The 22,750-nt window shown below is 48.9% G+C and carries 19 protein-coding genes; all 19 read left to right on the forward strand.

All coding sequences use genetic code 11. The features are described 5' to 3' along the window. Nucleotides 1–246 precede the first annotated feature (246 nt). The 19 genes from B9L21_RS17595 (at nucleotide 247) to xylA (ending at nucleotide 22,738) form a co-directional block, all read left to right on the forward strand. Nucleotides 247–351 carry a hypothetical protein gene (locus B9L21_RS17595; RefSeq protein ID WP_236933440.1) on the forward strand — a complete coding sequence of 35 codons (105 nt, stop codon included), beginning with the start codon at nucleotides 247–249 and terminating at the stop codon, nucleotides 349–351. A gap of 213 nt (nucleotides 352–564) precedes the next feature. Further along, nucleotides 565–912, forward strand: coding sequence for a hypothetical protein (locus B9L21_RS07005; protein ID WP_089134994.1), 348 nt, complete (start codon nucleotides 565–567; stop codon nucleotides 910–912). Between the two features lie 207 nt (nucleotides 913–1,119). Continuing rightward, nucleotides 1,120–2,136 (forward strand): LacI family DNA-binding transcriptional regulator, encoded by a 1,017-nt coding sequence (locus tag B9L21_RS07010; protein ID WP_063165760.1) that lies wholly within the window; start codon nucleotides 1,120–1,122, stop codon nucleotides 2,134–2,136. 300 nt (nucleotides 2,137–2,436) lie between these two features. Further along, entirely contained in the window at nucleotides 2,437–3,441 is a 1,005-nt protein-coding gene (locus B9L21_RS07015) for a Gfo/Idh/MocA family protein (protein WP_063165761.1), read from the forward strand. Between the two features lie 17 nt (nucleotides 3,442–3,458). Further along, on the forward strand, nucleotides 3,459–4,646 hold the full coding sequence (locus tag B9L21_RS07020) for a Gfo/Idh/MocA family protein (protein ID WP_063165762.1): 1,188 nt from the start codon (nucleotides 3,459–3,461) through the stop codon (nucleotides 4,644–4,646). Between the two features lie 62 nt (nucleotides 4,647–4,708). Further along, nucleotides 4,709–5,734, forward strand: coding sequence for an inositol 2-dehydrogenase (gene iolG, locus B9L21_RS07025; protein WP_063165763.1), 1,026 nt, complete (start codon nucleotides 4,709–4,711; stop codon nucleotides 5,732–5,734). Between the two features lie 143 nt (nucleotides 5,735–5,877). Continuing rightward, entirely contained in the window at nucleotides 5,878–6,846 is a 969-nt protein-coding gene (locus tag B9L21_RS07030) for a sugar ABC transporter substrate-binding protein (protein WP_063165764.1), read from the forward strand. Nucleotides 6,847–7,829: 983 nt separating this feature from the next. Continuing rightward, entirely contained in the window at nucleotides 7,830–9,341 is a 1,512-nt protein-coding gene (locus B9L21_RS07035) for a sugar ABC transporter ATP-binding protein (protein ID WP_063165765.1), read from the forward strand. A gap of 17 nt (nucleotides 9,342–9,358) precedes the next feature. Next, the gene (locus B9L21_RS07040) at nucleotides 9,359–10,363 is read left to right on the forward strand and encodes an ABC transporter permease (protein WP_011231383.1); all 1,005 of its coding nucleotides are present in this window, start codon (nucleotides 9,359–9,361) and stop codon (nucleotides 10,361–10,363) included. A 19-nt stretch (nucleotides 10,364–10,382) separates the two neighbouring features. Then, nucleotides 10,383–11,225: a sugar phosphate isomerase/epimerase family protein gene (locus tag B9L21_RS07045; protein WP_011231382.1), complete on the forward strand. Its 843-nt coding sequence runs from the start codon at nucleotides 10,383–10,385 to the stop codon at nucleotides 11,223–11,225. Nucleotides 11,226–11,246: 21 nt separating this feature from the next. Further along, entirely contained in the window at nucleotides 11,247–13,181 is a 1,935-nt protein-coding gene (gene iolD, locus B9L21_RS07050; RefSeq protein WP_063165766.1) for a 3D-(3,5/4)-trihydroxycyclohexane-1,2-dione acylhydrolase (decyclizing), read from the forward strand. 18 nt (nucleotides 13,182–13,199) lie between these two features. After that, nucleotides 13,200–14,126, forward strand: a complete 927-nt coding sequence (gene iolE / locus B9L21_RS07055) for a myo-inosose-2 dehydratase (RefSeq protein WP_063165767.1) — start codon at nucleotides 13,200–13,202, stop codon at nucleotides 14,124–14,126. A gap of 18 nt (nucleotides 14,127–14,144) precedes the next feature. Continuing rightward, nucleotides 14,145–14,969: a 5-deoxy-glucuronate isomerase gene (iolB, locus tag B9L21_RS07060; protein WP_063165768.1), complete on the forward strand. Its 825-nt coding sequence runs from the start codon at nucleotides 14,145–14,147 to the stop codon at nucleotides 14,967–14,969. Nucleotides 14,970–15,005: 36 nt separating this feature from the next. Next, a complete protein-coding gene (gene iolC / locus B9L21_RS07065) occupies nucleotides 15,006–16,013 on the forward strand; it encodes a 5-dehydro-2-deoxygluconokinase (RefSeq protein ID WP_063165769.1) in 1,008 nt (335 codons plus the stop codon). A 20-nt stretch (nucleotides 16,014–16,033) separates the two neighbouring features. Continuing rightward, entirely contained in the window at nucleotides 16,034–17,494 is a 1,461-nt protein-coding gene (locus B9L21_RS07070; protein ID WP_063165770.1) for a CoA-acylating methylmalonate-semialdehyde dehydrogenase, read from the forward strand. Nucleotides 17,495–17,573: 79 nt separating this feature from the next. Further along, nucleotides 17,574–18,461, forward strand: a complete 888-nt coding sequence (fba, locus tag B9L21_RS07075; protein ID WP_063165771.1) for a class II fructose-1,6-bisphosphate aldolase — start codon at nucleotides 17,574–17,576, stop codon at nucleotides 18,459–18,461. 31 nt (nucleotides 18,462–18,492) lie between these two features. Further along, nucleotides 18,493–19,683 carry an MFS transporter gene (locus B9L21_RS07080; RefSeq protein ID WP_318825730.1) on the forward strand — a complete coding sequence of 397 codons (1,191 nt, stop codon included), beginning with the start codon at nucleotides 18,493–18,495 and terminating at the stop codon, nucleotides 19,681–19,683. A gap of 407 nt (nucleotides 19,684–20,090) precedes the next feature. Further along, entirely contained in the window at nucleotides 20,091–21,137 is a 1,047-nt protein-coding gene (locus B9L21_RS07085; RefSeq protein ID WP_063165772.1) for an aldose epimerase family protein, read from the forward strand. Between the two features lie 263 nt (nucleotides 21,138–21,400). After that, on the forward strand, nucleotides 21,401–22,738 hold the full coding sequence (gene xylA / locus B9L21_RS07090) for a xylose isomerase (protein WP_063165773.1): 1,338 nt from the start codon (nucleotides 21,401–21,403) through the stop codon (nucleotides 22,736–22,738). Nucleotides 22,739–22,750 lie beyond the last annotated feature (12 nt).

Here is a 22,750-nt window from a genome sequence, read left to right on the forward strand (position 1 = left end):
AGCGTACTTGGCAGGAGTTGCTTTTAGTTTTAAACGGAAAAAACTGGCTCTTCACCACAACATGTACTTGACAAGCAATACGGTTTCCTGCCCAAAGATGTGCAAAAATCACTGATTTGTTGATTTTCCCTCACAAGCGTAAATAGGGTATGTTCAGAAAAAATCAAGTACAACTTTTGGTGAAGAGCCAACAAAGTGTATATAACAAGCGATTTGCCCATCTTCGCTTGGCAAGAGTGTGATCTTATGGAAAGGGAGGTAGGGGAAGGAACGATAAGTGAGAAATTGGAATTTGATATACATCCATATGAAATCAAGACGTTTCTCATAGGTCTCAAATATATAAGTTGAAACTTTGTTTTACATCCAGTAGAGCGCCCGCTGCATTCTATCAAAATGACTTGTTATGAAGGAAAACAGAATCGAACAATCGGAAAATCTTTATTGCAACTTATATAGTATAACCCGTGGTGCTAGATAAACTCAAACAAGCATAAAAATAGCCCTTGCATGAGGATCCCCTTAAAATGAAAGTGCAACCAACCATTAAAAAGGAGGATCCCTATGCAAGAGCACTTTCATTTTACTACAGATCGGGCCAAGATTCAAAAGCAATATGCCGCCATTTTCGTTTTTGTTTCTGCTCAACTTTCATGCATTCAGGTGCATCTTCATCGTCGAAATCGCCATTTGGTCAAGCAAGAGGACGCTGTCATCATCGCCATTCCGTCTGAGACATGGGAGCAGTGGATCCAACAAAAACGCAAAGTGATCGAGACGGTGTTCTCGGTTCTGGTTGACCACTATCGCATCACGGGGATCCGAGCCAATTCGATTATCGGATTTGAAGTGGCACTAGACGGTATATTGTTAGCTTATTCCCTGGTTACACTTGGGCTAGTTGAGCGCTAAAGCTCAACTAGCACCACGGGTATTTGTATATTGTTGTTTAAGAAAAATCCCCTTGCTGGTTAGAAATCTTCCTTCTGGCCGGATATAAAGGGGATCTTTTTCTATATTGTATTGAAAGAAAGTGGAAAAACCATTAAAATAACATTAAGAAGGGCAAGCGCTTTACCTAACGAGCTTGACTACAACAGATGGAGAGAATGATGAGCGATGAAAGTAACCATTTACGACGTTGCCAAAAAAGCTGGTGTATCCATTTCAACGGTGTCAAGAGTACTCAACAATACCGGGCGCATTAGTGAAAGAACGAGAAAAAGAGTCCTTCGGGTAATGGAAGAGCTGCATTATCAACCGAGCATGGTCGCCTCGGCGTTGACTGGGAAGCGGACAAGAACGATTGGCCTTGTCATCCCTGACGTAGCAAACCCATTTTTTTCTGAAATCGCTAGGAAAGTGGAAGATCGGGGGAGAGAACAGGGATTTAACGTTCTGATGTGCAATACGGACAACAACCCGGAGACGGAAGAAATGTATCTTTCTTTATTGCGCCAAAAAAGCGTGGATGGCATCATTATCGGAACCACAACGAACAATTATACAATGATCAAAGAGCTGTTGGAAGAGAATTTCCCTTTGGTTTTTATTGCCCAAGACATCCCGGAGCTGGCCATTAACGTGGTGAGAGTTGATGATTTTTTAGGGGGATATCAGGCTGTCTCGCATCTTGTTTCCCTAGGACATCAACAGATCGCGATCATGCTTGGGAATTTAAGTCGCACAAGCGATAAATACAGGCTACAGGCCTATCAGCAGGTGCTTCAAGAGAACGGCTTGAAATGCGAAGAATCTTGGATTGTATATACGGACTATTCGATGGCTGATGGAAAAAGGGCGGCGATGGAGCTGTTGCAGCTGACCCCAAGGCCGACAGCGGTTTTCGCCTGTTTTGATTCTCTTGCCGTTGGCATTTATCAGGCGGCCAAAGAGTTGGGACTCCGCATTCCCGATGATCTGTCGGTGGTTGGATTTGATAATACGATTTTATCGGCCATTATCGACCCGCCGTTGACGACAGTCGCCCAACCTATTGAAGAAATGGGAAGGCAAGCGGTTGACCTGCTAATTGCCCAAATTGAAGAGACCAATCATACGAAACAGCGGATCATTTTGCCGCCTCATCTAGTGGTAAGGAAATCGGCCTGTCATATCGCTAAAGTGAAATCGTAAGGATGTGAGCAGATTGTTTTTATGAAATAATAGATGTTACCGGAGAGAACGTTGAATTTAAGGAGAAGAACAGCTGTAAATAGCTGTTCTTTTGTTTTTTTAATAAAAATTCTATAAATTTAGAAAAAAACACTTGATAAAATGATAGGTTGAGGGTAAAATAAAAAACAAAAGGAAAGCGCTTGCTCAAAAAATGATGGGGATTAGATTGCACTATTTATTCACGGACAGATAACCATTGTTTTCGATGCATTAGAAAGCGCTTCCTTGTTCTACAACGGAAATGAGGAGGAGAAAATCATGACTCGGGTGAAAGTAGGAATTTTGGGAGCCGGAGGGATTGCCAAGGTACATACGTCGATCCTAAAGAAAGATGAGCGGGTTCAAATTATTGGGGTAGCGGATATTGTGGAAGAAAGAGCCGACGCGTTAGCGAAGGAAGCCGGGGAAGCAAAAGCGGTCAAAAGCCTCGAGGAATTATTTGATCTTGGTGTAGATGCTGTTTACGTGACGACGCCAAACACGATGCATGTTGAGCCGGTACTAAAATGTCTGGAAAACAATGTGCATGTGTTCTCAGAAAAACCGATGGCGACTTCTTTGGAGGGGGCAGAGCAGATCAGGCAAGCGGCTGAACGATCAAAGGCGATTTACAACTTGGGAATGAACCGTCGATATGCGTCAGTGTACAAAAGAGTCAAGGAATTGATTGATTCCGGAGAGGTAACCCCCTATTTGGCTCATGTAAAAATGAACCGCGGCGAACTGTTAAATCCTCCTTGGACGGCAAACCCGAAGGTGACGGGAGGCTTCTTGTATGAAACTCCTTTCCATTTGATGGATCTATGCCGTTATTTATTTGGTGAAGTACAAACGGTTTACTGCGAAGCAAAACAAAACATTTCGACAGAGGAATTAGATACATTCGCGATTATGATGACATTTGTCTCGGGGACGATCGTCAATTTTGTGACGTATGCCCATGCCGGATGGAGCTTTCCGTTTGAGAGTTTGGAAGTTTATGGGAAGTATAGCACGGTCGCAACCCAAGAACTCGAAAAAGTCATGTATGCCCCAGGGTTGCAGCAGGCGGCGCACATTCATGATTTCTATCAATTATCCATTGAAGAAAAATGGGGATATAAGGAAGAGGATCGTCTGTTTATTGATGCCATTATCCATGGAACAAAGCCTCCGGTGACAGCTGAAGATGGATTCCGCTCGATTCAATTGCTAGAGGCGATTTATGAAAGCGCTAAAACGGGGAAAATGATCGACTTTCGCCACGCAGCGCCGTCAAAATAAAAGAGGCGGGTGAGAGAATGAAAGAGAAAAAACGAGTCCGGATTGGCATGGTTGGTTATAAATTTATGGGAAAAGCGCATAGCCATGCGTTTCGCGATCTTCCCTTCTACTTCGACACAGATGTTACCCCGGTTCTGCAAGCCATTGCGGGCCGGGACGAGCAAGGGGTCAAAGAAGCGGCGCAAAAAATGGGATGGGCATCGTACGAAACAGACTGGCGCCGCCTGATTGAACGGGATGATATCGATGTCATCGATATTGTTACTCCAAACAATACGCATGCGGAAATTGCAATCGCGGCAGCGAAAGCAGGAAAACATATCATTTGTGAGAAACCGCTTGCTCTCACATTGGAACAATCGCTTGAAATGTTGGAAGCTGTCAAGCGAGCAGGTGTAGTTCATATGATTTGTCACAATTATCGTTTTGCTCCGGCGGTTCAGTTTGCCAAGCAGTTGATCGCACAAGGGCGACTGGGGAAAATTTACCACATTCGTGCTACGTTTTTGCAAGACTGGCTGATGGATCCGAACTTCCCATTAATATGGCGTCTGAAAAAAGAAGTGTCCGGATCAGGCACACACGGGGATCTTGGGGCGCATATCATCGATTTAGCCCGTTTCTTAGTCGGAGAATTCAGCGAAGTCGTCGGCATGATGGAGACGTTTATCAAAAAACGGCCGCTTGGGGATATGGATATCCATTTAAAAGGGCGCGTTGAAGGCACGGCATGGGGAGAAGTGGATGTTGATGATGCCTCCGCCTTCTTGGCGCGTTTTGAAAACGGGGCTTTAGGAGTGTTTGAAGTCAGCCGTTTTAGCAGAGGGAATCGGGCAGGCAACCGTTTTGAAATTAATGGGGAACGCGGCTCGATTCGTTGGGACATGGAAAATATGAATAACCTTCAAGTGTACCTCGAAGACGATGAGCGCGGACTGCAAGGATTCCGGACGATCAACTGCACAGAGGTGGAGCATCCGTATGCCTCGGCTTATTGGCCGGCTGGGCACATTATTGGCTATGAACATACATTTATTAACTTGTTGGTGGAAATGATGAATGGCATTGCCGGCGGGTACAACCCTTCGCCGAACTTCGAAGACGGTGTTCGCAATCAAGCTGTGCTTGAGGCGGTGGAACGGTCAGTGCAAACTGGGGGATGGGTAAGCATTTCTGAAGTGTTGCCGTCCGTGCAGATGCAATAGTGTTGATTAGAGTAGGATCAGCAGGAAAGCGATTACATTAAACAAAGAAAGGTGTGTGGACCATGACCGTTCGTTGTGCAGTTCTCGGTTTAGGGCGCCTGGGACATCATCATGCGAAAAATTTGGCGACTCACCAAGTAAGCGGCGCGAAACTGGTAAGTGTGGTCGATCCTCTTGGAGAAAGAGCAGAGCAGTTTGCACGGGAATATGGGATTGAGCGGTGGACGAAAAACCCTGATGATGTATTCGAGGATCCGACAATCGATGCCGTCGTGATCGTGACTCCAACGAGTACGCATGCAGAGATGATTGCAAAAGCAGCTAGAAACGGCAAAGCGATCTTCGTGGAGAAACCGCTTACCCAAAGTTTAGAGGAAGCTGATGAAATTATTCAAACGATTCAGGAGACAGGCGTCATTTGCCAAGTCGGCTTTATGAGACGGTTCGATCCTGCTTATGCCGAGGCGAAGCGAAGAATCGAAGCGGGGGATATTGGCAAGCCGATCTACTTTAAAGGGATTACAAGAGATGCAGGTTCTCCCCCGGCTGAGTTTATCCAACATAGCGGCCGCGTATTTTTGGATGTTTCGATTCATGACTATGATATTGCCCGTTACTTAATGGGGGCGGAAATTACATCTGTTTCTGCTCATGGAAGGGTGCTCTTGCATCCGTTTATGGAAGAGTTTAAAGACGTAGACCAGGCGATTACGTATGTCCACTTTGACTCTGGCGCAGCCGGGGATATCGAGGCAAGCCGGAACTCGCCATACGGGCACGATATTCGTACAGAAATCATCGGCACAGAAGGTTCGCTGTTTATTGGCACTTTGCGCAACCAAAATGTCACATTGCTGAATGCCAAAGGAAGCACGTACGAAATCATCCCTGATTTCCAAACGCGCTTCAATGATGCATACCGTTTAGAGCTTGTCCACTTTATCGAATGCATTCAAAACCGGCAAACGCCAAAAGTAACCGAAATTGATGGAAAAGTGAACTTAAAAATCGCCATTGCGGCGACTGAATCGTTTGACACCGGAAAAACAGTATGGATCGAAGGGCATGTAGCTGAGCAAACACGTTAATTGACGGCAGCGAGGCTATTCTAGGCTTCGTTTGTCATAAAAAACGTCCATAGGTCGGTTTCGCTCTCCATCGAGAGATGAACATGACAGCTATGGATAAAGAAGTTTGAAAGAAACAAAGGGGACAAGGGGGCAAAAGGAAGATGAAAGGTCGAATGAAGTGGGTGTCGTTAGTCGTATTGCTGTTTAGTTTTTCGTTGCTGTTTGGTTGTAACAAACAACAAGAAACAGCCCAATCGGGAGACAAATCGGGAAAAATCGTCATTGGCGCAGCCCTTCCGGATTTTGATGACAAATGGCTAAGTTACTTGCAAGACGGAATGAAAGAGTATGCCAAAACGCAAAAAGATGTAGAAGTCATTTACGTCGATGCGATGAATGACGCAAACAAGCAATTGTCTCAAGTGGAAAACTTCATTCAGCAAAAAGTCGATGCGATTGTCATTATCCCTGTTGACACTGTTTCGGCTCCGCAGATGGTTGAGAAGGCTAATCAGGCTAACATTCCGATCGTTGTTGTCAACCGTATCTTTGATGGGGTAGACAAAGCGACCGCTTACGTCGGTTCAGAGTCAATCAAATCCGGCATTATGCAAATGGAAGAAGTAGCAAAAATGTTAGGCGGTAAAGGAAACATTGCCATTATGAACGGCCAAATGGGGCATGAAGCGCAGATCAAACGGACCGAAGGAAACAAGCAAGTGATCAAAAAATATCCGGGGATGAAAGTCGTCCTTGAAGGAACGGCCGAGTGGGATCGCGCCAAAGGAATGTCGTTGATGGAAAACTGGCTGCAATCTGGTAAGAAAATCGATGCCGTTGTAGCGAACAACGATGAAATGGCGATTGGTGCAATTATGGCTCTTGAGGCTGCCGGAAAGTTAAACGACGTTATTGTAGCGGGAATTGACGCGACACCAGATGCCCTTGAATACGTGAAGCAAGGGAAATTGAAAGTGACCGTCTTCCAAAATGCCAAAGGACAAGGGCAAGGCGGACTAGAAGTGGCCATTAAAGCCGCAAAAGGGGAAAAAGTTGAGAAGTTTAACTGGATTCCGTATGAACTCGTCACGAAAGATAATGTTGATGAGTATGTCAAAAAGTGGCAATGATGTCCCGTTTTAACGTAATTTCCTAAAGAAGTCTCCCGCCTCAAGGAACGTGAAGGGCACAGACCAGTGAGTAGGCGGGAGATGAATTTCGGTTGGCAATCGCCAACGAAAACGAATAGGATCGTCTATGGTTAGAACAGACACCTTCAGAACGAAGGGGAGCGTAAAGGGTTCTTGTGTGTGGCTTACCGTTCGGCGAACACGCACAAGTCGCTTGAAGCCCCCCGCCTCTAAGCGAAGCGTAGGTGGTGGGGAGTTCACTGCTACTCGGCTGTAAAGGGTATTGTCCAAAAGGTGGCTTACGGCAATCTTGCAGATGTCCCAAAAGTGTTTGTATAACGTTCACTTTTGGGACATTTTTTAGCGGTGAAATGAATGGGAATAACAGTTTCCGTTTGTTATCCCTCTTTATGAGTGAATTAGGATGAAAGGACACTATATTAGCCAGTGTCCTTTCATTCAAACGGCAGCTGCCGATAAGGCTTTTGCGGTTTGCGATCTCGTCAGACGATCAAAAAACCGGTTGGCAGACGTTCATAAAATAGTTTGTAACTAAGGATATTTTTTAAGAGGGAAAAAGATAGGTTAGAGTAAGCGCTTGCCCAGCTTGCAATGAGAAGAGGGAAGGTAACGTCTTTCTTGGCTGCCGGTGTTGCACGGACAATTCCCTTAACAACAATGAATGATCAGTTATAAGGCAATCACAAGGGCAATTTTACTGAAGATTTAAAAAAAGTGTTGTAAAAAATGCAGAAAAGCTATAGAATAAAAGTAGGGAAAGCGCTTTCCCTAACAGACGGGTGCAGCAGTTGCGGAAAGAGCCCTACTGTTGCGCATAAAAGCGCATTCATGAACGAAAGCGCTAAATAAGGTAATTTTGTTAACTTTGTTCGGACGACGCCATTTCTTTCCGAACGCATCGCAGCAACTGCTAGTGCCTTTCAGAAAAAACAGTGAACCTTGGTGGAGATGGGGGGAAGTGTATGAGCGAAGACTATGTGCTGGAAATGATATACATAACCAAAGAATTTCCAGGCGTCAAAGCGTTAGACGGTGTGCAGCTGAAGGTTAAAAGAGGCACGGTTCACGCGCTCATGGGAGAGAATGGGGCTGGGAAATCGACATTGATGAAAATTTTAATTGGCATTTACACGCCGGACCGAGGCAAGATTATCCTTGACGGCGAAGAGTTGAAAGTCTCCACGATCAAACATGCGCTTGATAGAGGCATTTCAATGATTCACCAAGAGTTAAGCCCTGTTCCGAACATGACAGTAGCGGAAAACATTTTTCTTGGCAGGGAGCCGAGTTATCCGTTCGCCGGCTGGGTCAAAATGAAAGAGCTCGTCAAAAAGACGAGGCAACTATTCGAACGGCTTGAGATCGATATTGATCCCAATGCGAAGATGGCGGATTTGAGCATCGCCAATATGCAGATGGTGGAAATTGCAAAGGCGATTTCTTATCATTCGAAGCTCATTATTATGGACGAACCAACGTCTGCGATTACAGAGAAAGAGGTTCACCACCTTTTCCGGATTATCCGTTCGTTGAAAAAAGAGGGAGTTTCCATTATTTATATTACCCATAAGATGGATGAGCTCGAACAAATCACCGATGAGGTGACCGTGCTGAGGGATGGCAAGTACATCGGGACGAAGCCGAGCCATCAAATGACAAGAGATGAACTCATTCAAATGATGGTTGGGCGGGAACTAAATCAAATTTTCCATAAACCAAAAGTCCCGATTGGGGAAGTGGCGTTGTCGGTTCAAGGGTTGACGAAAAAAGGGAAATTTCATGATGTGAGCTTTGAAGTGCGAAAAGGGGAAATTGTCGGATTTGCCGGTTTGATGGGATCCGGAAGAACGGAAGTATTAGAAAGCGTTTTCGGTGTTGCTAAACCGGATGCGGGAGACATTTATGTCCACGGAAAAAAGGCGACGATCCGCTCGGCGCGGGATGCGATTCGGTATGGAATGGGATTGTTGACGGAAGACCGAAAACTGACAGGGCTGTTTTTACCGTTGTCTGTCGAGGACAACATGATCACGGTTACGGTCAACCAGTATACGAAGGCGGGTTTTTTGCAGCAACGAAAAATCCGCGAAGACTGCCAACGGCTTGCTGAACAGCTTTCGATTAAAACACCGAGCTTGCAGCAGTTGATCAAATACTTAAGCGGAGGCAATCAGCAAAAGGCACTCATTGCCCGTTGGCTGCTTCATAACCCGGATATTTTGTTCCTCGATGAACCGACAAGGGGAATCGATGTAGGAGCGAAAGCGGAAATTTATAATCTGATTTTTGAGCTCGCCAAGAATGGCAAAGCGATCGTCGTGGTTTCGTCTGAGATGCCAGAAATATTAGGATTGAGCGACCGGGTTATTGTTATGCATGAAGGGAGAAAAATGGGAGAACTAACGAGGGAAGAAGCGACCCAAGAGCGGATTATGCAGCTGGCAACGGGCCAGCTGATCGAGACGAAAAGATAAGGATAGGGGGAATGGAGATGGAAAGCCAAGTTTCTGTTACGAACAAGCGGGAGAAGGCAGGGGTTTCTTCCACGGCCACGTCGAAGGACAAATTGTATCGATTTTTCGACCGCTATGGAATGTTGATGATTCTCATTGGGCTCGTCATTTTGATGTCCATTCTTTCGCCGACGTTTTTTACAACCGGCAACTTATTAAATATCGTTCGGCAAATGTCGGTCGTCGGCATTGTCGCGATTGGCGTCACGATTGTCATTATTACGACCGGCATTGATTTGTCATCGGGATCCGTCATTGCACTTGTGTCGGTTGTGGCCGCCAGTTTTGCCCACCCGGATACGTATCCCGTGATTGTTCCGATTTTGATTGGTCTTGGGTTAGGGCTTTTGACTGGGGTCATAAACGGAACGATTATTTCGAAGGCGAACATTGCCCCGTTTATCGTCACATTGGGCATGATGACGGCCGCGAGAGGGGCAGCGCTGTTATTCAGCGACGGGAGACCGATTGGGAATTTGTCGCCATCGTTCTTATGGATTGGCCAAGGAGATGTTTTGGGGATTCCGGTTCCGATTCTCATCTTTGCGCTTGTAGGGGTCATTTCTTACATTCTCTTAAATAAAACGAAGTTTGGCAAATATGTCTATGCAATCGGCGGAAATGAGCAGGCCGCCGTCATTGCCGGGGTCAATGTCGATAAATATAAGATTTTCGTTTACGGATACGCTGGTCTGTTGTCCGGATTGGCGGGGGTCATCTTGACTTCGCGCATTTCCTCGGGGCAGCCGACGGCAGGGATGATGTATGAACTCGATGCCATCGCTGCGGCGGTCATTGGCGGTACAAGCCTTGCTGGCGGGATTGGGACGATCGGCGGCACGATTGTCGGTGCGCTCATTATCGGGGTGATGAACAACGGACTTGACTTGTTAAACGTTTCGCCGTATTGGCAACAAATTCTGAAAGGCGTCATTATTACGGTGGCGGTGTTCATCGATTCCCGCAAAAACCGGAAATCATAATCAGGGGGAGCAAAGGCTCATGAAGATTGTGTTTAATGAGGCGACAACACTACAAAACTCCACATTAAAGAACGACTTAGATCTATGCGAAAAGCACGGTTATGACGGCATTGAAATTCGGCTTGATAAGTTGAAAGAATTTCTCGCTTCCTATACGGTTGACGACTTGAAACAATTCTTTGCTTCTCATCGTTTAAAACCGTATGCCTTCAATGCGCTGGAGTTTATCACGTTCCGTGATGAGGAAGGATTTGGCCAAATTCGCCGCGATCTGCAGTTTTTGTGCGAAATTGGCCAGCAAATTGGCTGCAAAACGGTGATTGCAGTTCCGACGTTTGACGTAGGCGATTATACCAAGGCTGAAATTAAGGCGGAAACCGTTCGCGTACTGCGGGAGTTAGCAGAGTTAAGCGAACCATATGGCGTAAAAATCGCGCTTGAGTTTTGCGGATATCCCAATTGTTCCGTTAACACGTTCGCGCAGGCATATGAGATTGTCAAAGAGGTGGACAGCGGCCAAGTGGGCCTTGTTCTCGACTGCTTCCATTTTCACGCCATGAACTCCCGGCTTGAGGACTTGCAAGCGGCGGATCCGAAGGACATTTTCGTATTCCATATGGATGATTGTGAAGATTTGCCGGTTGGCGCATTGCGCGATCACCATCGAGTGTGGCCGGGGGACGGGGCGATTGACTTGGATGGCATTTTACGTACGCTCCAAGCCATTGGCTACAATGAAATGGCTTCCATTGAGTTATTCCGCCCCGAGTATTGGCAATGGGAAGCAGAAGAAACGATTCAAACCGGAAAGGCAAAGATGGAGAACGTTCTCCGTCGGTATTTTGAGATCGAACGAGTTTGAACATCTACGGGAGGGAAACCGGTGAAAACGATCCGCTTAACAACCGCCCAAGCGTTAGTCAAGTTTTTAAATCAGCAGTATGTGGAGTTCGATGGCCACATCCAGAAGTTTGTCAAAGGCATTTTTACGATTTTCGGCCATGGCAACGTACTCGGCCTTGGCCAAGCGCTTGAGGAAGATCCAGGAGAGCTCGAAGTGTACCAAGGGCGCAATGAGCAAGGCATGGCGCATGCGGCGATTGCCTTTGCAAAACAAAAACACCGGCGGCAAATTATGGCGTGCACATCGTCTGTCGGTCCTGGAGCAGCGAATATGGTGACAGCAGCGGCGACGGCTTCAGCGAACCATATTCCGGTTTTATTGCTTCCGGGGGATACGTTCGCGACTAGACAACCCGATCCGGTACTCCAACAAATTGAGCACTGGCATGATTTGACGGTTTCCACAAATGATGCATTTCGTGCCGTCAGCAAATATTGGGATCGCATCAGCCGCCCCGAGCAGCTGATGTCGGCGATGATTCAAGCGATGCGGGTACTGACCGATCCCGCCAACACCGGAGCAGTCACCATTGCCTTGCCTCAAGATGTGCAAGGGGAAGCGTACGATTTTCCTGAATCCTTTTTTCAAAAACGGATTCACCGCATTGAACGCCGTGTTCCGGCGAAAGCGGCGATTCATGAGGCGGTGGAGCTCATTCGCAGAAAGAAAAAACCGATCATCATTTGCGGCGGCGGTGTCCGTTATTCGGAGGCGGCGGAAGAACTGAAACAGTTTGCCGAGAAATTTCACATTCCTTATGGGGAAACGCAAGCCGGCAAAAGCGCGGTGGAAAGCGCCCACCCATACAATCTCGGGGGAATTGGCGTCACCGGCAACCTTGCCGCCAATATAATCGCGAAGGAAGCCGATTTGGTCATTGGGATTGGCACTCGTTACACCGATTTTACGACAGGGTCGAAACAGCTTTTCCAACATCCTGAAGTAGAATTTTTGACGATCAATGTCTCGGTCTTTGATGCTTGCAAATTGGATGCCGTCCGCGTAGTGGCAGATGCGAAACTTGCTCTTCTCGCCTTAACCGAAGAGTTGGAGAAAATCGGGTATCGATCCGGCTATACGAATGAAATAGATATCGCGAAAAAGGCTTGGGAAGAAGAGCTTAACCGGCTGTATCACGTCCGCTACCGCCAGTCGGGCTTTAAGCCGGAGGTGGCCGGCCATCTCGATGAGGTGTTAACTGAGTATTCGGAGTTTTTCGGTTCCTCGTTAACGCAAACGGAAGTCATTGGCGCGATTAACGAGTGGATCGATGACGACGCCATTATCATCGGAGCGGCAGGCAGCTTGCCGGGGGATTTGCAGCGCATGTGGGTGGCGCGCCGGCCCAATACGTATCATATGGAGTACGGCTATTCGTGCATGGGGTATGAGATTGCTGGTGCCCTTGGCGTGAAAATGGCGGAGCCGGATAAAGAAGTCTATGCGATGGTCGGCGATGGCAGCTACTTAATGCTTCACTCGGAGCTTGTAACGAGCATTCAGGAAAAGAAAAAAATCAATGTTCTCCTATTTGATAATGGTGGATTCGGTTGCATTAACAACTTGCAAATGGGTCATGGAATGGGCAGTTTCGCCACAGAATTCCGCTACCGCAACGGAGAAACCGGGCGCTTAGACGGGAGCTTGATTCCGATTGACTTCGCGCAAAGCGCGGCCGGTTACGGGGTAAAAACGTACAAAGTGTGCACGCTTGAGCAATTAAAAGAAGCGCTCGAAGATGCCAAACAACAATCGGTGTCGACATTGATCGATATTAAGGTGCTTCCAAAAACGATGACCCATGATTATGAGTCATGGTGGCATGTCGGGGTGGCGGAAGTGTCCCGGAACCCAAAAATTGCGGAGGCATACAAGCGGAAAGAACAACAATTGCAAAGGGCAAGAAAATATTGAACAACTGGAGTGAGAGAGATGGAAAAAACGGTTCATCCTTTTCGTATCGGTATTGCGCCGATCAGCTGGGTCAATGACGATATCCCGGGATTGGGCGACCATTACACACAAGATCAAGTGTTATCCGAAATGGCGGAGCTTGGATATGTTGCAACGGAAATGGGGCGCCTCTTTTCCCAAGATCCCCCATCATTGAGGGCAAAACTGAACCAATATGGCATCGAGCTCGCCAGCAAATTCATCGGCGTGCTCTTTTCAGACCGTTCTCGTCTTGAAGAGGAACTCAAGACGTTCCGGTCTTGGGCGGAATATTTGCACGATATGGGATGCAAGTATGCGATTGTCTGCGAGATGGGGGGATCGATGCACTGGGATCCGCGCCGGGCGCCAGAAGAAAAAACGATTCAACGGCTCACGGATTCCGAATGGGAGTCCCTTGTTGATGGATTGCATCGCGCCGCGCATATATGCCAAGAGCTAGGAATGAAACTTGTTTACCACTTTCACGCGGGAACAGTCGTCGAAACGGCGGAAGAGATCGATCGCTTAATGGAGTTGACGGATCCGAATCTTGTCCATCTCTTGTATGACACAGGGCATGCGTTATATGGCGGATATGATCCAGTTGAACTGTTGCATCGGTATGCGGATCGCATTCAATACGTTCATTTAAAAGACATAAGACACGATGTGCTCGAGCAGGTGAGACGGGAACAACTCGACTTTCGCACGGCGGTGCTGCGTGGCATGTTTACGGTTCCTGGAGATGGATGCATTGATTTTGTTCCGATTTTTTCAAAATTGATTGAGATGGGCTATAACGGCTGGATCATCGTCGAAGCAGAACAGGACCCGGCTGTGGCGCACCCGTACACGTACGCCAAAATGGCCAAAGAATATATTGACCGCCTTGTTCATCATCTCTTGGCGGCCCAAAAGCGGTAAGGGGGGGAGGATGAAACGATGAGCCGACTGGTCATACCAAGCCATCCGCCGAACGAAGAAGGGAACGTCGTCCGTGTGACGCCGGAATCGGCGGGATGGGAATATGTCGGGTTTGAAGTGTATGTATTGGCAAAAGGGCAAACGTTGCGAAAAGAGACGCTTGCGCAAGAGGCTTGCCTTGTTCTTCTTAAAGGGAAAGCGAACATATCGACGAAGCAGGAGCGGTGGGAACAAATCGGGCTGAGAATGGATGTGTTTGAGAAAGTTCCGCCGTACTCGGTCTATGTTCCGGCCAACGATGTATATGAAATTGAAGCCGTAACGGACGTGGAAGTAGCGGTTTGCCTCGCGCCGGGCAAAGGGACATACCCGGCGCGGCTGATCCCGCCAAGCGAAGTAGGAGTCGAAATACGGGGAGCAGGAAATATTGAACGGCGGGTGCATAACATTCTTCCGGAATCCCAACCGGCCGACAGCTTGCTTGTCGTTGAAGTGTTTACGCCGGAAGGAAACTGGTCGAGCTACCCTCCGCATAAACATGACCAAGACAACTTGCCCCATGAGTCGTATTTGGAAGAAACGTATTATCATAAAATCAATCCCGGTCACGGTTTTATGGTGCAGCGTGTGTACACCGATGATCGTTCCATCGACGAAACGATGGTCGTGAAAAACGGGGATGTCGTCTTAGTCCCGAAAGGCTACCATCCGGTTTCCGCTCCTCCAGGGTATGAGGGGTATTACTTGAACGTCATGGCTGGGCCTGTACGGACGTGGAAGTTCCATAATGACCCGGACCATGAGTGGGTGATGGAAAGCAAGCTCGCGGCCAAACAGAAGTAGAAACGATCCAAAAAGATGATAGAAAGAGGCGGTTCGATGAGTTTCCTCCCATTTGACCAGCAAAAACCGTTCGATTTTATCGCCGTTGGCCGGCTATGCATCGATTTGAACGCCAATGAAATCCATCGGCCGATGGAAGAAACGGTGACGTTTACGAAATATGTCGGTGGGTCTCCGGCGAACATCGCCATCGGCATGGCGCGGCTCGGCATGAAAACGGGATTTATCGGCCGGGTTGCTGACGACCAAATGGGTCGATTTATTGTCCGATATTTAAAAAACAATGGAATTGATACGTCCCATGTCATTACCGACAAGTCCGGCAGTGTGACGGGCTTGGCGTTTACCGAAATCAAGAGCCCGACCGACTGCAGCATCCTAATGTATCGCGATAATGTCGCTGATTTGAAGCTGGAACCGAACGATATTGACGAAGACTATATTCGGCGCGCCAAATGCCTGTTGATTTCCGGGACAGCTTTAGCGAAAAGCCCGTCAAGAGAAGCGGTGTTTTTAGCGTTGGACTACGCAAGACGCCATGGAACCGTCGTTGTGTTCGATTTGGATTATCGCCCATATACGTGGCAATCCAAAGAGGAAACAGCGATCTATTACAACTTGGCAGCCGAAAAATGCGACGTGATCATCGGCACGAGAGAAGAATTTGACATGATGGAGCGGTTTGACGGCCAGCGGCGCGATGATGAACAAACAGCGCGAAAATGGTTTGATTACAACGCGAAAATCGTTGTCATTAAGCATGGCAAAGACGGGTCTATTGCTTATACGAAAACTGGAGAAACGTTTGTCGGCACGATTTTCCCAGCAAATATTGTCAAAACGTTTGGGGCCGGCGACTCGTATGCCGCAGGATTTATCTACGGGCTAATGAACGATTGGCCGATTCCAAAGGCAATGGAATACGGGGCAGCTGCGGCGTCGATTGTCATCTCAAGCCATAGCTGCTCGGATGCGATGCCGACATTGGCGCAAATCGAACAGTTCATCGAACAACATCGCAACGGTTCAGCCGCTCGGAAATAAAAAGAAGGGGGAACATGGACATGACGATGACAACGGGAGTGCAAACCTTAAAAAACTATATTGGCGGGCAATGGGTCGAGTCACGTTCCGGGAAGACGGAAGCCGTTCCGAACCCGGCAACGGGCGAAGTGCTGGCCTACGTTCCGATTTCAAGCCGCGAGGAGTTGGACGAAGCGGTCCGAGCTGCCAAAGAGGCGTTCAAAACATGGCGCAAAACGCCGGTGCCGCGTCGGGCAAGAATCTTGTTTAAATATCAGCAGTTGCTTGTCGAGCATTGGGAAGAGCTGGCCCGATTGGTGACGTTAGAAAACGGCAAAAGCTACAACGAAGCATATGGGGAAGTGCAGCGCGGCATTGAATGCGTCGAATTTGCGGCCGGTGCGCCGACGCTCATGATGGGGCGGCAGCTTCCAGATATTGCGACCGGCATTGAATCGGGGATGTACCGGTATCCGATCGGCGTCGTGGGGGGCATCACGCCGTTTAACTTCCCGATGATGGTCCCTTGCTGGATGTTCCCGCTGGCGATTGCGTGCGGAAACACGTTCGTCTTAAAACCGTCCGAGCGCACGCCGATGTTGGCGAATCGTTTGGCTGAACTGTTTAAAGAGGCTGGGCTTCCGGACGGGGTGCTTAACATCGTCCATGGGGCGCATGATGTCGTGAACGGGCTGTTGGAGCACCCGGATGTGAAAGCCATCTCGTTTGTCGGTTCCCAGCCTGTCGGCGAGTATGTGTACAAAACGGCAGCGGCTCACGGCAAACGGGTTCAAGCGTTGACGGGGGCGAAAAACCATTCCATTGTCATGCCGGATGCCGATTTGAATGTTGCGGTCCGTGAAATTATTAACGCGGCGTTCGGCTCGGCGGGAGAACGGTGCATGGCGGCGTCGGTCGTTGTCGCGGTTGGGGAGATTGCCGATGAACTTGTCGAGAAGCTGGTGGCGGCCGCGAATGAATTGAAAATCGGCAATGGGCTGGAGGAGAGCGTCTTTTTAGGCCCGGTCATTCGCGAAGCCCATAAGCAACGGACCGTGAAGTATATTGAACTTGGGGAAAAGGAAGGGGCCATTCTGGTGCGCGACGGACGAAAGGACACCGCGGTTCAGGACAATGGATACTTTATCGGTCCGACGATCTTTGACCGAGTCACTACTGACATGACCATTTGGAAAGACGAAATTTTCGCCCCTGTGCTTTCGGTCGTACGGGTCGAGACATTAGATGAAGCCATTGAGGTGGCCAACAAGTCTCCGTTTGCCAATGGAGCGTGCATCTATACAAGAGACGGGGGGAATGTCCGCAAATTCCGCGAGGAAATCGACGCTGGCATGTTAGGCGTCAACTTAGGCGTTCCCGCGCCGATGGCGTTCTTCCCGTTCTCCGGGTGGAAAAACTCGTTTTATGGCGATCTTCATGCGAACGGCATGGATGGCGTCGAGTTTTATACGCGCAAAAAAATGGTGACCTCCCGCTGGTAATGCGTTCGAAAACGTATCAAGCGCCACAAGAGTGCTTGATACGTTTTCCGTATATTGAAACAGAAAAGGAGGGCGAACAATGCCGCTTGTGTCGATGAAAAACATGCTGCAACGGGCATGGCAAGGAAGATATGCCGTCGGACATTTCAACATCAACAATTTGGAATTTGCTCAGGCCATTTTGCTGGGGGCTGAGGAAGAAGAAGCGCCGGTCATTTTGGCCGTGAGTCCGGGATATATTGACCATCTCGGTGGGTTGCGGACCGCAGCGGCCATGGTGAAAGAGCTCGTGAAGGAGTACCGCATCACGGTGCCAGTCGCGCTTCATTTGGATCACGGCTCTTCCTATGAACAATGCCTCGAAGCGATGGAAGCCGGGTTTACTTCGGTGATGATCGATGCATCCCATCATCCGTTAGAACAAAATATTTCCATCACGAAACAAGTCGTCAAAGCCGCACGGGAGTTTGGCGCCTCGGTCGAAGCGGAAGTGGGGAGGATCGGGGGGCAGGAGGACGACTTGGTGGTGGACGAAGCAGAAGCCTTGTATGCCATTCCTGAGGAATGCGAACGCCTTGTGAAAGAAACAGGGGTCGACTGCCTCGCTCCGGCGTTAGGTTCGGTTCACGGCCCGTACAAAGGGAAGCCAAAGCTGGGATTTGCCCAGATGGAAGAGATCGGGCGCCGAACTGGGGTTCCTCTTGTCCTGCATGGCGGAACAGGAATTCCGCTGGCCGATATTCAAAAGGCGATTTCCTTTGGAACAGCGAAAATCAATGTCAACACCGAGAACCAATGGGCCTTTACCCGCGGCATTTGCCGCATGTTCCGCGAGAACGAGGGACTGTATGATCCGAGGAAATACCTTGGCGCCGGGAGAGAAGAAGTGAAACAGACGGTCAAACAAAAAATTCGCGAATTCGGTTCGGCAAAGAAGGCAACAGAGGCCTTGTTGCCTTCGGTGTAGCCATACATGAACGCGCAAAGGGGGGAGTGGGGTGGCTCACAGCCCATGGCGCAAGGATGTGGCGATGTTCCTCATCGCCTCCTTTTTCTTTTGGTTGTCTCTTTTTATTTATATGCCGATCCTGTCTCCGTATGTGGAACAGCTGGGAGGGGCGTATTCGTTTGTCGGGCTTGTCTTGGGCAGTTACGGCCTCATGCAGTTTTTATGCCGCATTCCGATCGGCCTTGTCTCAGATATGGTGCAACGGAGAAAACCGTTTGTCATGATCGGCATGGCGGCTGCGATGGGAAGCGGGTGGCTGTTTGCGCTCACGAACAGCTTAGGATGGGCGCTGGTGGCAAGAGCGCTCGCTGGCGTCGCCGCCGCGACGTGGGTCGTCTTTACGGTTCTGTATGCTAGTTACTTCCGTTCGGAAGACATCCACCGGGCGATGGGCCAAATTTCGCTTGTCGTGGTGTTGGCGCAGCTCGTGGGCATGACGGCAGGCGGTTCGATCGTGGACCGCTGGGGATGGCATGCCCCGTTTTGGGCCGGGGGATGGCTGGCCGCGGTGGGCGCCGTTCTCTCTGTATCGATCAAGGAGCAAAAACAACGAGGCGAATTAGTGCGGCCGCAAACCGTCCAGCTGAAAGACCTTTTTTCCGTTATGAAAGAACCGTTGTTGCTCAAAGTCTCCGTTTTATCCGTGTTGGCCCACGGGATCATGTTTACGACCATCTTTGGCTTCACACCGGTGTATGTCCTAAAAGCCGGCCTTGACGAACGAGATTTGTGCTTTCTAATGATTTGTTTTATGATTCCTCACGCCATCGCGACGGTGTTCATCGGAAAGACCGTAGTGCCTTTATTCGGGAAATGGCGATCCTTGGTCATTGCCTTTTTCGGCAGTGCCGTGTTTACGTTTTTGATTCCGGTTGCCGGCGGAAGCTGGTTGGTTTATCTCGTCCAAATCGGGAGCGGCTTTTTCCTCGGCCTCTTGTTCCCATTGTTGTTAGGAATGTCGATTGAATCCGTCGATGAAAGCAAAAAAGCGACCGCGATGGGAACGTATCAGGCGATTTACGCAATCGGCATGTTTGGTGGCCCGTACCTCGCCGGCATCGTCAATGAGCTCATCGCCCTTCCCTTCGCCTTTTATTTTGCCGGCACCCTTGGGCTCGTCGCCATAGGGCTGATCGTCGTGTGGAAGAGAAAAGAGAGGGGGCTGGTGTTAAATGACTAACAATCTCGAAGTTTATCTACGATGAGGAATTGATCTTCTTTTCTTTTGCGAGCGTGTTTTAGGAGAGAAGAAGCCCTTTTTTGAATTGGTGTACATTTGAAATGTCGATTTAGGATGGACGAGCAATTATGATGGTATAATTGAATTGATTGAATAAGTTCTTTTAATTCTATACCTACTTAATACTATGAGGTTTGGCCATTTTTTAGGTTCTTTTTAGCCAGTATAATTGATATGATTGATAGGAGTATTGAGGCAGCTACTTTTATCTAGAATTAACATTACACATGTTGCATGGTATTCGCCGGCACTCGTGATTAGGATCAAACAATCGCGGGCGCTCGACGCTTGCCGCACATCGATGAAAACAGGAGCGATCGTGCGGTTATGAAGGAAGGGGAATCGGGATGAACATTACATACGAAAAGTGGTCCGAACTGAATGGAAACGATATTCTCTTGTTCACCTTGACAAACGATCGCGGCATACAATTGTCCGCGATGAACTTTGGGTGCATTGTGACCAAACTGCTGGTTCCTGACCGGATGGGCAACATTGAAAATGTGGTGCTTGGGTTTGACCGATTTGAGCCGTATGTCGAGAACGCCCCTTATTTCGGCGCCGTGATCGGCCGGGTGGCGGGGCGCATTCGTGGAGCGAGCTTCGAACTTGATGGAATCACATATCAACTGGCGAAAAACGAACACAACAACCACTTGCACGGCGGGCCGAACGGATTCCACCGCGTGCTTTGGCAGGCCGAGCCCGTCCAGCGCGACGATGCGGTCGGCGTCGTCTTTTCGTACACAAGCCCAGACGGGGAAGAAGGGTATCCGGGGGCGGTTGATGTGCAAGTGGCGTATTGGCTTAACAATGACAACGAATGGACCGTCACCTACCGGGCTCGTTCGGACAAAACGACGCTTGTCAACTTGACGAACCATACGTATTTTAATTTGAGCGGCAACGGCAAGCGCGATATTTTAGACCATACGCTGGCCATCCAAAGCGCTCGCGTACTCGAGTTGAATGAGGAGCTGATTCCGACGGGCCGCGTCTTGGATGTCGCTGGCACGCCGTTTGATTTGCGGCAAGGAAAGACGATCCGGGAGGCGGTCGAATCGGGGCATCCGCAAATTGCACTCGTCGGCGGGGGTTATGACCATCCGTTTTGGCTCGATCGGCATCATGACAAAGAGATTGTGCTTTCCGACCCGGAGAGCGGGCGGGTGCTGACGGTGGAGACGGATGAGGTCGGCGTGGTGGTGTATACATCGAACCAGCTGCCGGAAGGGTTGGATCTAGGCGGCGTGCCGTCGCGGAAATATTTAGGCATCTGCCTGGAAACGCAAGGGCTGCCGGATGCGATCCATCATCCGCAGTTTCCGTCGATCGTATTGCCGGCTGACAAGGAGCAGGTGTCGATGACAAGGTATCGATTTAGTGCTGACTAAGTTGAATTTTAAAATCTGAAAGTAGTTGTGGAAACAGAAAGTCATCATAACAAGCGTCGGAATGTAAAGCATTATGTAATAAAAAACGGTAATATCTAGAGTGTGGGGGATCGTATGCCCATCCCCCCTGTAAAACTTCAACTAACATAGTTGTGGTTTTACAGGTGAAAACACTTTGTTTATACGATAGACAAACAAACATGAAAGCGTTATAATGAAACTGAAACAAATCATTCTCGCTTATTTTTAAGGAGGACTTGGATATGGCATACTTCCCGAATGTCGGCACCATTCCATATGAAGGACCAGAGTCGCGCAATCCGTTGGCGTTTAAGTTTTATAATCCAGAAGAAAAAGTCGGCGACAAAACAATGGAGGAGCATTTGCGCTTTTCAGTGGCGTATTGGCATACGTTTACGGGGGATGGATCGGATCCGTTTGGCGTCGGCAATATGATTCGTCCATGGAATACGTACGGCGGCATGGATCTGGCGAAGGCGCGCGTCGAGGCGGCGTTTGAGCTGTTTGAAAAGCTGAACGTTCCGTTTTTCTGCTTCCATGACGTCGACATTGCGCCAGAAGGGGAAACGCTCAGCGAGACGTATAAAAACTTAGATGAAATCGTCGATATGATTGAAGAATACATGAAAACAAGCAAAACGAAGCTGCTTTGGAATACGGCGAACTTGTTCAGCCATCCGCGCTTCGTTCACGGGGCGGCGACGTCGTGTAACGCTGATGTATTCGCCTATGCGGCGGCAAAAGTGAAAAAAGGGTTGGAGATCGCGAAGCGGCTCGGGGCGGAAAACTACGTGTTCTGGGGCGGACGGGAAGGTTATGAGACGCTGCTGAACACGGATATGAAACTGGAGCTTGACAATTTGGCCCGCTTCTTGCGTATGGCGGTCGACTATGCGAAAGAAATCGGTTTTGACGGTCAGTTTTTGATCGAGCCGAAGCCGAAAGAGCCGACGAAGCATCAATACGATTTTGACGTGGCCACGGCGCTGGCGTTCTTGCAAACGTACGGGCTCAAGGATTACTTCAAATTCAACATCGAAGCGAACCATGCGACGTTGGCGGGCCATACGTTTGAACATGAGCTGCGCGTCGCCCGCATCCACGGCATGCTCGGTTCGGTCGATGCGAACCAAGGTGATACGCTGCTTGGCTGGGATACGGACGAATTCCCGACCGATTTGTATACGACGACGTTGGCGATGTATGAAATTTTGCAAAACGGCGGCCTTGGGCGCGGCGGCTTGAACTTTGACGCGAAAGTGCGAAGAGGCTCGTTTGAACCGGAAGACTTGTTCTACGCTCATATTGCCGGGATGGACAGCTTTGCGATCGGGTTGAAAGTCGCTCATCGCTTGTTGGAAGACCGCGTATTTGAACAGTTCATCGAAGAGCGGTACAAAAGCTATACGGAAGGCATCGGCCGCGAGATCGTCGAAGGGACGGCGGACTTCCACAAGCTGGAGCAGTACGCCTTGCAGCTTGGCGACATTCGCAATACGTCCGGCCGTCTTGAGCGCTTGAAAACGTTGCTGAATCAATATTTGCTCGAAGTCAGCGCGCCGAGTGGATCTCGTTCGTGAAAGAGGGATGAG

It is taken from the genome of Geobacillus uzenensis, assembly GCF_002217665.1.
Taxonomy (GTDB): Bacteria; Bacillota; Bacilli; order Bacillales; family Anoxybacillaceae; genus Geobacillus; species Geobacillus subterraneus.

What these genes read in the sequence shown, in the direction of transcription:
- B9L21_RS17595 (WP_236933440.1), top strand. Translation starts at nt 247, where the DNA reads ATGGAAAGGGAGGTAGGGGAAGGAACGATAAGTGAGAAATTGGAATTT.
- B9L21_RS07005 (WP_089134994.1), top strand. Translation starts at nt 565, where the DNA reads ATGCAAGAGCACTTTCATTTTACTACAGATCGGGCCAAGATTCAAAAG.
- B9L21_RS07010 (WP_063165760.1), top strand. Translation starts at nt 1,120, where the DNA reads ATGAAAGTAACCATTTACGACGTTGCCAAAAAAGCTGGTGTATCCATT.
- B9L21_RS07015 (WP_063165761.1), top strand. Translation starts at nt 2,437, where the DNA reads ATGACTCGGGTGAAAGTAGGAATTTTGGGAGCCGGAGGGATTGCCAAG.
- B9L21_RS07020 (WP_063165762.1), top strand. Translation starts at nt 3,459, where the DNA reads ATGAAAGAGAAAAAACGAGTCCGGATTGGCATGGTTGGTTATAAATTT.
- iolG (WP_063165763.1), top strand. Translation starts at nt 4,709, where the DNA reads ATGACCGTTCGTTGTGCAGTTCTCGGTTTAGGGCGCCTGGGACATCAT.
- B9L21_RS07030 (WP_063165764.1), top strand. Translation starts at nt 5,878, where the DNA reads ATGAAAGGTCGAATGAAGTGGGTGTCGTTAGTCGTATTGCTGTTTAGT.
- B9L21_RS07035 (WP_063165765.1), top strand. Translation starts at nt 7,830, where the DNA reads ATGAGCGAAGACTATGTGCTGGAAATGATATACATAACCAAAGAATTT.
- B9L21_RS07040 (WP_011231383.1), top strand. Translation starts at nt 9,359, where the DNA reads ATGGAAAGCCAAGTTTCTGTTACGAACAAGCGGGAGAAGGCAGGGGTT.
- B9L21_RS07045 (WP_011231382.1), top strand. Translation starts at nt 10,383, where the DNA reads ATGAAGATTGTGTTTAATGAGGCGACAACACTACAAAACTCCACATTA.
- iolE (WP_063165767.1), top strand. Translation starts at nt 13,200, where the DNA reads ATGGAAAAAACGGTTCATCCTTTTCGTATCGGTATTGCGCCGATCAGC.
- iolB (WP_063165768.1), top strand. Translation starts at nt 14,145, where the DNA reads ATGAGCCGACTGGTCATACCAAGCCATCCGCCGAACGAAGAAGGGAAC.
- iolC (WP_063165769.1), top strand. Translation starts at nt 15,006, where the DNA reads ATGAGTTTCCTCCCATTTGACCAGCAAAAACCGTTCGATTTTATCGCC.
- B9L21_RS07070 (WP_063165770.1), top strand. Translation starts at nt 16,034, where the DNA reads ATGACGATGACAACGGGAGTGCAAACCTTAAAAAACTATATTGGCGGG.
- fba (WP_063165771.1), top strand. Translation starts at nt 17,574, where the DNA reads ATGCCGCTTGTGTCGATGAAAAACATGCTGCAACGGGCATGGCAAGGA.
- B9L21_RS07085 (WP_063165772.1), top strand. Translation starts at nt 20,091, where the DNA reads ATGAACATTACATACGAAAAGTGGTCCGAACTGAATGGAAACGATATT.
- xylA (WP_063165773.1), top strand. Translation starts at nt 21,401, where the DNA reads ATGGCATACTTCCCGAATGTCGGCACCATTCCATATGAAGGACCAGAG.